Annotated in this window: 13 protein-coding genes; 2 read left to right on the top strand and 11 right to left on the bottom strand. The window is 72.6% G+C overall.

Translation table 11 applies throughout. From position 1 onward, the window contains the following. Positions 1-192: 192 nt before the first annotated feature. The 7 genes from ACGF0D_RS33795 to ACGF0D_RS33765 all read right to left on the bottom strand — a co-directional run bounded on the left by ACGF0D_RS33795 (position 193) and on the right by ACGF0D_RS33765 (position 6,696). A complete protein-coding gene (locus ACGF0D_RS33795; RefSeq protein ID WP_392922747.1) occupies positions 193-1,293 on the bottom strand; it encodes a hypothetical protein in 1,101 nt (366 codons plus the stop codon). Between the two features lie 143 nt (positions 1,294-1,436). Further along, positions 1,437-1,925, bottom strand: coding sequence for a DUF3180 domain-containing protein (locus tag ACGF0D_RS33790; RefSeq protein WP_392882579.1), 489 nt, complete (start codon positions 1,923-1,925; stop codon positions 1,437-1,439). Between the two features lie 219 nt (positions 1,926-2,144). Continuing rightward, complete coding sequence (folK, locus tag ACGF0D_RS33785) at positions 2,145-2,735, bottom strand: 2-amino-4-hydroxy-6-hydroxymethyldihydropteridine diphosphokinase (protein WP_392882580.1); 591 nt, start codon at positions 2,733-2,735, stop codon at positions 2,145-2,147. Between the two features lie 43 nt (positions 2,736-2,778). Beyond that, on the bottom strand, positions 2,779-3,138 hold the full coding sequence (gene folB / locus ACGF0D_RS33780; protein ID WP_392882701.1) for a dihydroneopterin aldolase: 360 nt from the start codon (positions 3,136-3,138) through the stop codon (positions 2,779-2,781). A gap of 246 nt (positions 3,139-3,384) precedes the next feature. Continuing rightward, positions 3,385-3,864 carry a nuclear transport factor 2 family protein gene (locus tag ACGF0D_RS33775; RefSeq protein ID WP_392922744.1) on the bottom strand — a complete coding sequence of 160 codons (480 nt, stop codon included), beginning with the start codon at positions 3,862-3,864 and terminating at the stop codon, positions 3,385-3,387. Between the two features lie 28 nt (positions 3,865-3,892). Next, entirely contained in the window at positions 3,893-4,774 is an 882-nt protein-coding gene (folP, locus tag ACGF0D_RS33770) for a dihydropteroate synthase (RefSeq protein ID WP_392882584.1), read from the bottom strand. An 80-nt stretch (positions 4,775-4,854) separates the two neighbouring features. Beyond that, positions 4,855-6,696, bottom strand: a complete 1,842-nt coding sequence (locus tag ACGF0D_RS33765) for a phosphatidylglycerol lysyltransferase domain-containing protein (protein ID WP_392922741.1) — start codon at positions 6,694-6,696, stop codon at positions 4,855-4,857. Between the two features lie 379 nt (positions 6,697-7,075). Between ACGF0D_RS33765 and ACGF0D_RS33760 the strand changes: the two genes are divergently transcribed. Then, positions 7,076-8,230 (top strand): alpha/beta hydrolase, encoded by a 1,155-nt coding sequence (locus tag ACGF0D_RS33760; RefSeq protein WP_392922738.1) that lies wholly within the window; start codon positions 7,076-7,078, stop codon positions 8,228-8,230. 149 nt (positions 8,231-8,379) lie between these two features. Then, positions 8,380-9,168 (top strand): ferritin-like domain-containing protein, encoded by a 789-nt coding sequence (locus ACGF0D_RS33755; RefSeq protein WP_392922735.1) that lies wholly within the window; start codon positions 8,380-8,382, stop codon positions 9,166-9,168. A gap of 20 nt (positions 9,169-9,188) precedes the next feature. Here the strand turns inward: ACGF0D_RS33755 and folE are convergent, their stop codons facing one another. The 4 genes from folE to tilS form a co-directional block, all read right to left on the bottom strand. Then, a complete protein-coding gene (gene folE / locus ACGF0D_RS33750; protein WP_049654054.1) occupies positions 9,189-9,794 on the bottom strand; it encodes a GTP cyclohydrolase I FolE in 606 nt (201 codons plus the stop codon). 107 nt (positions 9,795-9,901) lie between these two features. Next, positions 9,902-11,953: an ATP-dependent zinc metalloprotease FtsH gene (gene ftsH, locus ACGF0D_RS33745; RefSeq protein ID WP_392882595.1), complete on the bottom strand. Its 2,052-nt coding sequence runs from the start codon at positions 11,951-11,953 to the stop codon at positions 9,902-9,904. 226 nt (positions 11,954-12,179) lie between these two features. Continuing rightward, positions 12,180-12,734, bottom strand: a complete 555-nt coding sequence (gene hpt, locus ACGF0D_RS33740) for a hypoxanthine phosphoribosyltransferase (RefSeq protein ID WP_030059589.1) — start codon at positions 12,732-12,734, stop codon at positions 12,180-12,182. A 71-nt stretch (positions 12,735-12,805) separates the two neighbouring features. Continuing rightward, a complete protein-coding gene (tilS, locus tag ACGF0D_RS33735; protein WP_392922733.1) occupies positions 12,806-13,933 on the bottom strand; it encodes a tRNA lysidine(34) synthetase TilS in 1,128 nt (375 codons plus the stop codon). Positions 13,934-14,100: the final 167 nt, after the last annotated feature.

Genomic DNA, 14,100 nt, shown 5'->3' with positions numbered 1-14,100 from the left:
CCTGGCCGCCGCCGCCCTCGCCACCGTCCTCCTGCGCCGCCGCCTCGGCCCCGGCCCCCCCCCCCCCCCCCCGAGCCCCCCCCCCCCCCCCCCCCCCCCCCCCCCCCCCCCCCCGGGCGGCCCCCCCCCCCCCCCCCCCCCCCCCCCCCCCCCCCCGGTTCTCGTTTCCGGGGCCCGGCGGGCCCGGCGCCCTCAGCGCGAGGCGCGCAGCTCCGGCAGCTGGATCAGCTCGGTCTCGTCCTCCGGCGTCAGGTCCACCACGGCCGGCGCGCCCTGCTCCGACCGCTCGGCCGGCTCCGACGCCCGGGCGTCGGCCTCGGCCTTCGCGGCCACCGCCTCGTCGCCCACCACGTCCGCCAGGTCGGCGCGCTCCCCCAGCTCGGCGACGCTGCCCACGGCCGGCGCCGGGGCCGCCGGGCGCGCCGGGGCGGCCGAGCCGCGGCCGAAGAAGCTGAAGCCCTGCCCGCGCGCCTGCCCGGACTGGGCCGGCCGCGGCCGCTGCCGCTCGGCCGGCGCGGGCGCCGCGGCGGGCGCGGCCGGCGTCCCGCCGAGCTGACCCACCGTCGCGGTCAGCGCCGGACGCACCGGCGCGGGCCGCACCGGCGACTGGGCCGCCGGAGCCTGCTCCGGCGTGGGCACCGAGGGCGCCACCGGAGCCGGTACGGCCACCGGGGCGGGCACCGGGGTCGGCGCCGGCGCCGTACGCGCCCGCAGAGCCACCTCCGCACCCGCCGTCCGCGCCCGCCGGGCCTCCTGCTCCGCCGCACGGCGCTCCAGCTGCCGCAGCACAGCCGCCGCCCGCACGTACGCCGCCGGGCTGGCCGGGTACTTCGGACGGCTCGCGGCGAGCGCCCGCTGGGCCGCCTCGGCCTCCTTGAGCGCCTGCTCGGCCACCGTCACGGCCCGCTCGCGCAGCAGCCGGGCGATCTCGGTCTCGGCCTTCGCCAGCCGCGACTTCTCCGCCGTCAGCCGCCGCCCGAACCGGGTGGCCCGCTCCTCGGCGACCTCCGCCGCGTACTCGGCCTCGGCCAACTGCTCCTCGAACCGCTCCTCGGCGCGCAGCCGCTGCGCCGAGGACATCTCGGCGGCCGCCCGGGCCGCCTTGTCCCGCTGGCGCAGCAGCAGCGCGAAGCCGAGCGTCGCGATCACCGCCGCGACGCCCACCGAGCGCACCAGGACGGTGTCCTGACTGAAAAGCAGCCCGGCCAGCGCGGCGACCAGCAGCACGCCGGCGGCGGTGGGGGGAAAGACCCGGCCGAGGACGGAGGAATGACGGTGGCGTCCGCGAGACATGTCCAAGAAACTAGCGTGCGAATTGGGGGCGTGTCAGCCCAGGGTCCCCTTCCGCCCTTGACAGGGGGCGGTTTTTACCGCACGTGCCCGGATTCTCACCCAAGATCACGAAGAAAGCCCTGCTCAACGAGGCCCCGGCGGTCTCAGCGGTGCGACGCCGCCGGACCACGCGGGTCGTCGTGGTTCTCCGGCAGCTTGCACACGTGCTGGATCCAGAGCGCCGCCGCGATCACCGCGGCCCCCGCCAGCACCACGAGCCCGGCCGTCACGGCCTGGTCCTTGCGGGCCGGCACGTCCAGTTCGCCCAGCAGGTAGATCCCGGCCCCCGCGTAGATCCCGGTGACCACCGATGACACCAGCGCGCTGGCCTGCCCCAGCACCACCGCCCGGGCCGCCAGCAGTGGGTCGACCCCCTTCGCCCCGGGCTGCCGCTCGCGCACCGCCTTCAGCCGGGCCCGCAGCGACAGCGCGGTCGCCAGCAGGATCACGGCCACCGCCGCCAGCACCACCGGCGCCGCGGCCGGAACGGCCGGCAGCGTGTCCACGGAGGCCCACAGCTTGGAGCCGGCCCAGGACAGCGCCGTCGTGGCGGCGGTGATGCCGATCAGCAGACGGAGGCGAAGCAGCTTCACGCGGAGGAGGTCCTTCCCGGGTACCAGAACCGGCCGACCGCCCGGCGGCCCGGCGCGGCGACGCCAAGCCACCGTACCGGGCCCGGCCGGGCGGACACCCGCGCCGACGACGGTCACCTACTCGTACGGCCGGGCCCCCGGTCGAGTTCCCCGGGCGACGGCCCCGGCCGCCGGCCCCCGCGGGGCTCCCCCAGGCCCCGCGGCGGCCCTGCTACGGCCTCACTCCGGCAGCGTCAGCCGGATGTCGTCGCGGCGCTTCACGCCCTGCGCGTCGGGGCCGCCCAGCGCCGTCAGCAGCGCGTCCACCCGCCCGTGCCCGGGCACCTCGGCCTCCGGCTGGGCGTCCAGCCAGGGGGCGAGCACGAAGGCCCGCTCGTGCGAACGCGGGTGCGGCAGCAGCAGCTGCGGGTCGTCGCTCAGCACGCCCTCGTAGGCCAGGATGTCGACGTCCAGGGTGCGCGGGCCCCAGTGGACGGTCCGCACCCGCCCGAAGGCGTCCTCGATGGCGTTGCCGCGCTCCAGCAGGTCCCGCGGGGGCAGCGAGGTCTGCAGCACCACGACCGCGTTGTAGTAGTTCGGCTGCTCCTCGGGCCCGCCGACGGCCTCGGTCTCGTACACCGCGGAGACGGCCTTGATCTTCAGCCCCGGGGTGTCGGCGAGCGCGTCGACGGCGCCCTGGAGGGTGTCCAGCCGGTTGCCCAGGTTGCTGCCGAGCGCGATCACCGCGCACCGCTGGCTGTGCAGCGTGGTGTCGGCGGAGTCCACCCGGCTCTCCAGGTCGAACGCGTTCGGCGTGTCGCTGCTGTTCATCGAAGAAATCCCTCTGCATCGGATACCGGGCGCGCGGTGGGGGTCATGCGCGGCCCCGGTGGATGGTCACGGTCACGTCGTCGAACGGCACGGTGATCGGGGCGTCCGGCTTGTGCACGGTGACCTCGACCTCCTCGACCGCATCGTGCTTCAGGCACTGGTCGGCGATGCGCTGGGCCAGCGTCTCGATCAGGTCGACCGGCTCCCCGGCGATGATCGCGGTGACCTCCTCCGCCACCAGGCCGTAGTGCGCGGTGCGGGTGAGGTCGTCTCCGGCCGCGGCGGGGCGGGTGTCCAGGTAGAGCACGAGGTCGACCACGAAGGTCTGCCCCTCGACGCGCTCGCGCTCGAAGACGCCGTGGTGGCCCCGGGCTCGCAGCCCCCGCAGGGTGACGCGGTCCAGCAAACGAATCACTGCTCCCAGTCGGACGGGCCCCACCCGGAGAAAGGCATGGACGGGCAGGGCGAAGGCGGGCAGCACGCCCGCCACTCCGTTTCGAATCTACCCGCGAGCACGGACAACGCCTGACCGTCCTACCCGGCACGAACCGACGCCACGCGCGCCGATATGGCGATTGACGTGAACGTTCGGTGACCACTCGGAAATTTCCGGCGACTTCTCGGCAGCGCATTTCCGCGGCCGCCGGAATCAGCTCTCCTCGTCGTCGTCCCCGCTGGTCAGAACGGGTGAACCGTGATGCGACCAGAGCTTCCACCCGGCCGGGGTGCGACGGAACAGATTCGTCGACACGACCTTTCCGCCGACCAGTGGTCCGAGTTCCCCCTCCTCTTCCGACTCACCGCCGGACAGGATGTTCTCGGTGCACGTGACAAGGGCCACATCCCCGTGCACCTCGGCCTCGACATCGGTCAGGAAGAACTGGATGTACTCCGTGTTCATCATGATCAGCATGTACGAACGGGTCACCTGGGCGCGGCCGCGCAGGACCGGCCAGCCCGGGTGCACGCACACCACCCCGCCCTTGTCGTCGGCGTCGGCGGCGCCCAGCCAGGCGTCCTCGACCGCTTCCAGGTCCCCCCGTTCCAGCGCCTCGTAGAGCCCCCGGTTCGCCGCGAGCACGGCCTCCACGTCCGCCTCGCGAGCCCGCCCGGCCGTACCGCCGCTCAACCTGCCGTCACCTGTCACAGACCCTCCCTCACACCGACCGCGCCGCGTGCTGCCAGGCCGCGACGACCCGGACGGCATCCGCCGTGCCGGACACGTCGTGCACCCGCACCGCCCAGGCTCCGGCCCGGGCGGACAGCACCGACACCGCGGCCGTCGCGTCGTCGCGCTCCCGGGCCGGGCGCAGTTCCCCGGTTGCCGGGTCGGCGAGCAGCGTACCCAGGAACCGCTTGCGCGAAGCCGCCACGAGCACGGGACGGCCGAGCGCGGTGAGCGCGTCCAGCCGGCCGAGCAGCGCCCAGTTGTGCTCGGAGGTCTTGGCGAAGCCGAGCCCCGGGTCGAGGATCACCTGGTCCTCCTTGACCCCGGCGGCCAGCAGCGCGTCCACCCGGTCGGTCAGTTCGGTCACCACGTCCCGGACCACGTCGTCGTAGACGGCCAGCCGGTCCATGTCGGCGGACTGCCCGCGCCAGTGCATCACCACGAAGGGGGCGCCGGTCTCGGCGACCACCCGGGCCATCGCCGGGTCGGCGAGCCCGCCGGAGACGTCGTTGACGATCACGGCGCCGGCCTCGACGGCCCGCTCGGCGACCGAGGCGCGCATGGTGTCCACGGAGACCATCACCCCGGCGTCGGAGAGCTCGCGCACCACCGGGATCACCCGGCGCAGCTCCTCCTCCTCGGGCACCCGCTGCGAGCCCGGCCGGGTGGACTCGCCGCCGACGTCCACCAGGTCCGCGCCGCGGGCCCGCAGTGCGAGGCCGTGCGCGATCGCCTTGGCCGGGTCGTGCCACATCCCGCCGTCCGAGAAGGAGTCGGGCGTGACGTTGACAACGCCCATCACGGCACAGCGCTCCAGTCGCGGCAGGCCGGCCGGCAGGGAGAAAGACGGCGAATCGTTCATGCTTCCCATTATCGAACGGGGCCCCCGCCGAAGGTTCTCGGCGGGGGCCCCGTTCCGTACCGGCGGGCCCCGGAGGGCGGCGGCGGGCCTCAGGCGGCCTCGGTGACCTCACGGGTCGACGGGACCGGCATCAGCCCCTCCCGCTGGCGCTTGCGGCCGAAACGCGGCATGCCGAGGGTGATGAAGGCCTCCGCCTGCATCGCGGCGAAGCCGATCCGCGGCAGGTCCCGGGTGCTCGGGAAGACCAGGAAGCGCGGCTCCCACTCGGGCTGGAACTTGGCGTTGAACTTGTACAGCGACTCGATCTGGAACCAGCGCGACAGGAACACCAACAGCCCGCGCCAGGCGCGCAGCACCGGGCCGGCGCCGATCCGCTCGCCGCGGGCCAGCGCCGAGCGGAACATCGCGAAGTTGAGCGACACCCGGCGCACGCCCATCGCGGGCACCGCCTGCAGCGCGGCGACGATCAGCAGCTCGTTCAGGCCGGGGTCGGCGGCGCGGTCGCGGCGCATCAGCTCCAGCGAGATGCCGTCCGGCCCCCAGGGCACGAAGTGCAGCACGGCCTTCAGGTCGTCGCCCTCCTCGCCCTCCTCCGGGGCCTTGTGGGCGGTGACCACCACGCAGTCGTCGTCCAGCGGGTCACCGAAGCGGCCGAGGGCCATCGAGAAGCCGCGTTCGGTGTCGGTGCCGCGCCAGCGGGCGGCGGCGTCGGCGATCCGGTACTTCTCCTCGGCGGTGAGCTCGGAGACCCGGCGCACCCGGCAGGAGTAGCCGTTGCGCTCGATCCGCTTGACCATCTGGCGCACGTTGCGCATGGCCCGGCCGGAGAGCGAGAAGGTGGCGGTGTCCACGATCGCCTCGTCACCCAGCTCCAGCGCGTCCAGGCCCGCCTCGCGGGTCCAGACCTCGCCGCCGACCTCGCTGCAGCCCATCACCGCCGGCACCCAGGCGTGCTCGCGGGCCTCGGCCATGAACACCTTGATCGCGCCGGGCCAGGCCTCGACGTCGCCGACCGGGTCGCCGGAGGCCAGCATCACGCCGGAGACCACCCGGTAGGAGATCGCCGCCTTGCCGGTGGGCGAGAACAGCACGCTCTTGTCGCGGCGCAGCGCGAAGTAGCCGAGCGAGTCGCGCTCGCCGTGCCGCTTGAGCAGCTCGCGGACCTTGTCCTCGTCCTCCGCGGTCAGCTCGGGCTTCGGCTTGCCCGGACGCAGCGCCAGGTAGGCAGTGGTGAAGGCGGTCAGCAGGCCGAGTCCGCCGAGCAGGTACGCGACCAGGTCGGACATCCGGATGTTGCTGTACCGGACCGGGCCCTCGAAGCCGAACAGTCCGTAGCCGACGTGCTGCAGGCGCTCGGTCAGGCCGGGGTGGCCGATCTCGTACTTGGTCCGGGTGCTCACGATCAGCAGGCCGAGCAGCACGCTGAGGGCGCCCATGACGATCAGGTTGACCAGCGCCCGCCAGCGGGTGCGCGGGTCGGCCTTGGCGTAGAACTCGCGCTGGTGGACCAGCATCACGACGAGGACCACCAGCGAGACGACCGCCGGGCCGATCTGGTGCCAGCGCACGATGTGCAGTCCGGCGCTGACCGGCAGCAGCACGCAGACCGCCCGCCAGGCCCGCCGCTTGCGCCGGCGCAGCGCGTGCGCCAGCGGCACCAGCAGGATGCCGACCATCAGCGTGCCGACCGCCGCCAGGCTGGTGGTGCCGCCCGGCAGCTGCCCGGCGAAGGTGTGCACCCTGGTGTGCCGGAGCTTGGGGAACACCGCGCTGGCTATGTCCATGAGCCCGATCAGCAGACAGGCGTAGCCGACCGCTCCGGGGAGCCAGGCCCTCGGGACGGCGGCCGCCTGGGTGCGCAGCGTCTGCAGGCCGCGGCGACGGCGGGGCGGCTGCTCGGGGCTCGGCTCAACGGACACGGGAACGCTCATGGAAGCTCAGCGTAGAGGCTGCGGTGCGGTGTCCGGTCACTCCGGAGGAGGACGCGTGATGGACCTTCATGCCTATTCCTTCATCAGGCAATGCGCATACCAAGGACCCGGAAACGGTCGGTAAACCGGTGCCGTGGTCGCGCTGCGGGTTGAGCCGGCGGCGGGAGCCCGGAGCCCGCCGCAACGTGGCGCGACGGGACCCTCCGGGACGCGTTACGTACGGTGGACGCCGCATTCTAGGGCGCCGGTTGCCCCGCGGCTCCCCCCGCCCCACCCGGCCCGCCCGAGCATCCGGACAGCCTAGTCGCGGTGGCCGGACCTGACGGACCGCCAGACGATGGAGCCTGCACCGACAGCGTCCCACCGGAAGGCCGACGGCATGGAACTGACCAGCGAAGCGCTGGTGAACTCGCTGCTCGCACTCGGCGTTGTGGCCGTCGTCGCGACCCTGTGGCTCTGGCCACGACTGGCACCCCAGCGCCCACTGCCGGTACTCGGCCGGATCGGACTGCTGACGGTCGTTCAAGCCTCCGTCCTGGCCGTGCTCGCGCTGTCGGTGAACAACTCCTTCGGGTTCTACACCTCCTGGGACGACCTGCTCAGCCCGGGCGGCGCCAAGCTCGCGCTGACCAGCAACGAGAACCACAAGGGCGGCACCCCGGCCCCCGACGCACTGGTCGAGCCCACCACCGAGGGCGGCCTGGAGGCCGTCACCAACCTGCCGAAGGGCCCGCCCGAGGAGGTCGGCAGGATCGAGTCGATCCGGGTCAACGGCAAGGAGACGGGCCTCTCCGACCAGATGTTCGTCTACCTGCCGCCCGCGTACTTCGACCAGAAGCTCGCCCTGGTCCGCTTCCCCGTCCTGCTGGCCATCGCCGGCTACCCGGGCACCACGCTGAACCTGCTGCAGGAGCTCCCCCTCGCCCAGACCGCGATCGAGCTGCAGCGCACCGGCAAGATGCCGCCGACCATCCTGGTGCTGGCCCGCCCCGCGGTCGTCCCCGCCCGGGACACCGAGTGCGTGGACGTCCCCGGCGGGCCGCGCACCGAGACCTGGTTCGTCAAGGACGTCCCCGAGGCCATCCGCAGCACCTACCGGGTCGGCCGCACGGCCGGCTCCTGGGGCACCTTCGGCTACTCCACCGGCGGCAGCTGCGCGCTGCGCCTGGCGATGCGTTTCCCGAACGTCTACGGCAACGCGGCGAGCCTGCACGGCGACTTCACCGTGCGCCAGGACAACTACACCGGCGGCGACCTCTTCAACGGCGACACGAAGCTGGCCCAGCAGCACGACCTCGGCTGGCGGCTGCAGAACCTGCCGGTCCCGACGCTCAACCTGTTGGCCGTCTCCACCCACACGGAGAGTGACTACCCGCAGACCGTCCAGTTCGTCGACCAGGCCACCAAGGTCGCGGCGGCCAACCCGCAGTTCACCATCGAGTCGCTCTACCTGAACGACGGCGGGCACAACTTCGAGAGCTGGACCAGGGAGCTGCCGGCCACCCTCGAATGGTTGGGCGCGCACCTGGGCTAGGCCGCACCCGAGCCGGGCCCGCACCCGGGCTAGGACAGCTGAGTGATTACCCGACGGTCGGCCCGGAACGGCCGGCGGCCCGGGGGAACGTATCGCGACCGCCCGTCGGCCCCCGCCGGGCGCCGCCCCGGACCCGCGCAGGAGGCACCGTGCTGAGCACCCGCTCGCTCTTCGACGAGATCTACCGGAACGACCAGGCGTACCAGCTGTTCTGCAGCATCGCGGCCGGCGGCGAGGACCAGGGCGGCTGGGAGAACGAGCGGATCGCCGCGCTCACCCGGGACCCGGTCCTCGCCCCGAAGGTCGCCCGGCACGGTGCCGACGAGCGCAAGCACGGCCGGATCTTCGCCGGGCTGCTGCACAAGCGCGGCCTGCCCAGGGTGCCCGTGCCGGACGAGGCGGACTACTGCATGCTGCTGGAGCGCCAGGGCGTCGGCCTCTCGCACGAGCGGCTGAACAGCGACGTCCCGCTGACCGACCGCGAGATCATCACCTACCTCGCCCACAGCCGGGTCACCGAGCAGCGCGCCGCCGAGCAGATGCGCCAACTGGTGAGGGTGTACGAGCACAACCCCGACCTCGGCCGGGCGATGCGGATGATCTCCGCCGACGAGGACAACCACCTCGCCTACTGCCACGAGGAGCTGCTGCGGCTGGTCTCCGAGGGCCACGGCCCGTACATCCGGCACGCCCTGGAGACCAGCGCCCGCGGCGAGATCCGCACCCACCGGGACGTCGGCCTCGCCGTCACCGCCCGGATGGCCCGGATCCTGCGCTGGCCGCGCTGGCAGCTCACCCTGGTCACCCTCGGGGTGCAGGCGCTCTACCTGTACGACCACGCCTACGGCTGGCGCCGGATGGTCACGCTGCGGATGCCCGAGCGCCGCAACGCCCTGGGCACCCCGGCCCCGCCGCACGCGGAGCACGAGGTGCTCTGAGCGGACCCCCGCCGACCGCCCTAGCGGCCGATGATGAGGCTCATCGCCTCGGCCCGGGTGGCCGGGTCGCGCAGCTGGCCGCGCACGCAGGAGGTGATGGTCTTGGCGCCGGGCTTGCGGATGCCGCGCATCGACATGCACATGTGCTCGCACTCGACCACGACGATGGCCCCGCGCGGCTCCAGGATCCGCATCAGCGCGTCGGCGACCTGACTGGTCAGCCGTTCCTGCACCTGCGGCCGGCGGGCGTAGACGTCGACCAGCCGGGCGAGCTTGGACAGCCCGGTGATCTTGCCACTGGTGGACGGGATGTACCCGACGTGGGCCACACCGCGGAACGGCACCAGGTGGTGCTCGCAGACCGAGGTCAGCTCGATGTCCTTGACCAGCACCATCTCGTCGTGGCCGAGGTCGAAGGTGGTGGTGAGGACGTCCTCGGGCTCCTGCCACAGGCCCGCGAATATCTCCTTGTAGGCACGCGCGACCCGGGCCGGCGTCTCCAGCAGGCCTTCGCGGTCCGGGTCCTCCCCGACGGCGAGCAGCAGCTCGCGGATGGCGTTCTCGGCCCGCTTCTGGTCGAAGGTACCGACGGCGGGCGGACCGTCGAACGTCACCGGGTCGATCATGCGGGCCTCGCTTACGTGTGGGAAGAGCTCTGGCGGAACAGCACGGATGCCGCGCCTCCAGGGTACAAACCCTGGTGACGCGGCATCCATTCCCTACGGAGTGGGGGTCAGCCCTCGGTCGGCGGCTCGGCCGGCAGCGGCGGGAGCTTCACGACGTCCACCGGAGCGCTCTCCACGGAGGCGGCGCCGTTGGTGAGCGCCAGCTCCTTCGGGGACTGCACCGGAGGCCGGGTGGACGGCGTGCGGCGGGCGGAGCCCGTCCAGGCCGGCCGGGCCGGGCGCTTGACGATCGGGGCGAAGATCTCGGCGATCTGCTCCTTGTTCAGGGTCTCCTTCTCCAGGAGCTCCAGAACCAGGTTGTCGAGCACGTCGCGGTTCTCGACCAGGATCTCCCAGGCCTCGTTGTGCGCCGTGTCGATGAGCTTCTTGACCTCCTCGTCCACCAGCCCGGCGACCTCTTCCGAGTAGTCGCGCTGGTGGCCCATCTCGCGGCCCAGGAACGGCTCCGAGTTGTCCGAGCCGAACTTGATCGCGCCGAGGCGCTCGGTCATGCCGTACTGGGTGACCATGGCCCGGGCCGTCGCGGTGGCCTTCTCGATGTCGTTCGAGGCACCGGTGGTCGGGTCGTGGAAGACCAGCTCCTCCGCCGCGCGCCCGCCCATCATGTAGGCGAGCTGGTCGAGCATCTCGTTGCGGGTGGTGGAGTACTTGTCCTCGTCCGGCAGCACCATGGTGTAGCCGAGGGCCCGGCCGCGGGACAGGATGGTGATCTTGTGCACCGGGTCCGCGTTCGGGGAGGCCGCCGCGACCAGGGCGTGACCGCCCTCGTGGTACGCGGTGATCTTCTTCTCCTTGTCGGACATGATCCGCGTGCGCTTCTGCGGACCGGCCACGACGCGGTCGATCGCCTCGTCCAGGATGCCGTTGTCGATCAGCTTCTTGTCCGAACGGGCGGTCAGCAGCGCCGCCTCGTTGAGGACGTTCGACAGGTCGGCACCGGTGAAGCCGGGGGTGCGCTTGGCGACGGCCGACAGGTCGACGTCGGGCGCGATCGGCTTGCCCTTCTGGTGCACCTTGAGGATGTCCAGCCGGCCCTGGAGGTCGGGGCGCTCCACCGCGATCTGGCGGTCGAAGCGGCCCGGGCGCAGCAGCGCCGGGTCCAGGATGTCGGGGCGGTTGGTCGCGGCGATCAGGATCACGCCGCCCTTGACGTCGAAGCCGTCCATCTCGACCAGCAGCTGGTTGAGGGTCTGCTCGCGCTCGTCGTGGCCGCCGCCGAGGCCCGCGCCGCGGTGCCGGCCGACGGCGTCGATCTCGTCGACGAAGACGATCGCCGGGGCGTTCGCCTTGGCCTGCTCGAAGAGGTCGCGGACGCGGCTGGCGCCGACACCGACGAACATCTCGACGAAGTCCGAGCCGGAGATGGAGTAGAACGGCACGCCGGCCTCGCCCGCGACGGCGCGCGCCAGCAGGGTCTTGCCGGTACCGGGCGGGCCGTAGAGCAGCACGCCCTTGGGGATCTTGGCGCCGACGGCCTGGAACTTGGCCGGCTCCTGGAGGAACTCCTTGATCTCGTGGAGCTCCTCGACCGCCTCGTCCGCGCCGGCGACGTCGGCGAAGGTGGTCTTGGGGGTGTCCTTGGTGAGCAGCTTGGCCTTGGACTTGCCGAACTGCATGACCCGGGAGCCGCCGCCCTGCATCTGGTTCATCAGGAACAGGAAGACCAGGACGATGATCACGATCGGGAGCATCGACAGCAGCAGGCTGACGAAGGTGCTCTGCTTCTCCGGGCTGATGGTGTAGCCCTCGGCGAGCGTGCTCTGGTCCTTGTCGTTGACCTGGGCCTGGAGCTTGTCGGCGATGGCGACGCCCTGGTCGCCGATGTACGAGGCCTGGAACTTGGTACCGGACGGGGTCTTGCCCGTGCCGGAGCTGGGCAGCGTTGCGCCGTCCTTCAGCTGGATCTTGATCGTGTTCGAGTCACCGGTGGTGATCTGCGCCGACTTGACGTTGTGCGCGTCGATCGCCGCGACGACCTGACCGGTGTCCACCGTCTTGTAGCCGTTCGAGTCCGAAACGACCTGCATCAATACGATGACGGCGAGGACGGCCAGCACGATCCACATGATCGGCGCACGGAAGTATCGCTTGACGTCCATCCATGCGGGGCGTTGCCGCCCCGTCCCTCCTGCCACTCAACGGCGCCGGGAGGCTGTTGGGCCGCGGCGCATCCGATTGGTGCTCATGTGAAGAGCGGTTTATTGGACCGTACCGCAGTCGAACCCACCCATGGCGGGAGCACGGCGACACGGCTTTGGTTCTTTGTCCCCCCGGGACAACGGGCGGGAACGGCCTACTGTTCCCGCCCGTCGCCCGAACGGGGCCTCAGCCGCCGTAGACGTGCGGGGCGAGGGTCCCGATGAACGGGAGGTTGCGCAGCTTCTCCGCGTAGTCCAGGCCGTAGCCGACCACGAACTCGTTGGGGATGTCGAAGCCGACGTACTTCACGTCGATCTCGACCTTGGCCGCGTCCGGCTTGCGGAGCAGGGTGCAGACCTCCAGCGAGGCCGGGCCGCGCGAGCCCAGGTTGCCCAGCAGCCAGGACAGCGTCAGACCGGAGTCGATGATGTCCTCGACGATCAGGACGTCACGGCCGGCGATGTCGGTGTCCAGGTCCTTCAGGATCCGCACCACACCGGAGGACTTGGTGCCCATGCCGTACGAGGAGACGGCCATCCAGTCCATGGTGACCTGCGAGTGCAGGGCCCGGGCGAGGTCGGCCATGACCATCACGGCCCCCTTGAGGACGCCGACGATCAGCAGGTCCTTGCCTGCGTAGTCCCGGTCGATTCGCTCGGCCAGCTCCAGGAGCTTGGCGTCGATCTCGTCCTTGCTGATGAGCACCTTCGCGAGGTCAGCGCCCATGTCGTTCTGGTCCACCGGGGATACGTCCTCAAACGTTCGGGGTCTTTGTGGCCGGCGGTCGGCTCCCCCGGGGCATGCCTCGCCCGTCAGTCGCCCTGCCGCCGAAAGACCAGCGTGCCACACCTGCGGGTGGCCTCGACGCCCCCGGGTAGGTGCAGCGGGCCCTGTCCGCGCCATCCGGTGACCAGCAGGTCGATCGTCTCCAGGTGCCGGGCGAAGAGGTCCCCGGCCGGACAGCCCGCCCGCAGCGCGGCCCGGCGCAGCACCCGGCGGCGCACCGCGGGCGGCAGTTCGGCCAGTTTCACGGCGTCCAGGGCCCCGTCGCCCGTACGGAGGTCGCGTTCGGCCAGGGAGGCCCACTGGTCGAGGGCGTCGGCGTCGTCGCGGAACAGCCGGGCGGTACGGGCCAGCGCCTCGACCACTCCACCTCCCAGGTGCTTCTCCAGGACGGGCAGCACCTCGTGGCGGACGCGGGAGCGGGTGTAGGCGGGATCACAGTTGTGCGGGTCGTCCCAGACCGGGATCGACTGGGCGGCGCAGGCCTGCCGGGTGGCCGCCCGGTCCAGCTCCAGCAGCGGGCGGCGGTAGCGGCCCTTCTGGGCGGGCATCCCGGCCAGCGAGCGCGCGCCGGAACCGCGGGCCAGGCCCAGCAGCACGGTCTCGGCCTGGTCGTCCCTGGTGTGGCCGAGCAGCACCGCGATCGCACCGTGGCGGTCGGCGGCCTCGTCCAGGGCGGCGTAGCGGGCGTCCCGGGCCGCGGCCTCCGGGCCGCCGGTGCGGCCGACCCGCACCGGGACCGCCTCCACCGGGTCGAGGCCGAGCGTGCGCAGCCGGTCGGCCACCTGGGCGGCGCGCTCGGCGGAGCCGGCCTGGAGGCCGTGGTCGACGGTGACGGCGCCGACCCGCAGGCCGATCTTGGGGGCCTCGAAGGCGGCGGCGATGGCCAGCGCCATCGAGTCCGCGCCGCCGCTGACGGCGACCAGGACCAGCGGCGAGCCGGGCGCGGCCGGGGTCCGGGGCAGCCCGGAGGGATGGCGCGCGGCGTTGCCGATCAGGGTGGTGCCGACCGCGGCACCCACCAGCGGCGCCCCGGCCGGGCGCTCGCGGGGCTCGCGCGCGGGCGCGGTGAAGGTGGAACCGGCCTCGGCGGCGAGGTCGGCGAGCGTACGGCGAACGGCCAGGCGTATCGCGGCGACGGCGGGGTGAGGGCCCACGGCGGAAGACTCCTCGGCGGAGGGGGGACAGGACTCGCGGCGGACGCGGCGGGGACCGCGCACCGGCATGAACGCCCGGTTACGGGGCGCTCACAGATGGTGGCAGATAGTGGCCACCCACTACGCCGCCCGCGCGCCCGCTGGCACCACCGTCCCACGTTCGGGTG

Source organism: Kitasatospora sp. NPDC048298 (assembly GCF_043201465.1).
Taxonomy (GTDB): Bacteria; Actinomycetota; Actinomycetes; order Streptomycetales; family Streptomycetaceae; genus Kitasatospora.
The sequence above is the reverse complement of the archived record's forward strand: the minus strand, read 5'-3'. Positions and strand labels throughout refer to the sequence as shown.

What these genes read in the sequence shown, in the direction of transcription:
- ACGF0D_RS33795 (WP_392922747.1), bottom strand. Translation starts at nt 1,293, where the DNA reads ATGTCTCGCGGACGCCACCGTCATTCCTCCGTCCTCGGCCGGGTCTTT.
- folK (WP_392882580.1), bottom strand. Translation starts at nt 2,735, where the DNA reads ATGAACAGCAGCGACACGCCGAACGCGTTCGACCTGGAGAGCCGGGTG.
- folP (WP_392882584.1), bottom strand. Translation starts at nt 4,774, where the DNA reads ATGGGAAGCATGAACGATTCGCCGTCTTTCTCCCTGCCGGCCGGCCTG.
- ACGF0D_RS33765 (WP_392922741.1), bottom strand. Translation starts at nt 6,696, where the DNA reads ATGAGCGTTCCCGTGTCCGTTGAGCCGAGCCCCGAGCAGCCGCCCCGC.
- ACGF0D_RS33760 (WP_392922738.1), top strand. Translation starts at nt 7,076, where the DNA reads ATGGAACTGACCAGCGAAGCGCTGGTGAACTCGCTGCTCGCACTCGGC.
- folE (WP_049654054.1), bottom strand. Translation starts at nt 9,794, where the DNA reads ATGATCGACCCGGTGACGTTCGACGGTCCGCCCGCCGTCGGTACCTTC.
- ftsH (WP_392882595.1), bottom strand. Translation starts at nt 11,953, where the DNA reads ATGGACGTCAAGCGATACTTCCGTGCGCCGATCATGTGGATCGTGCTG.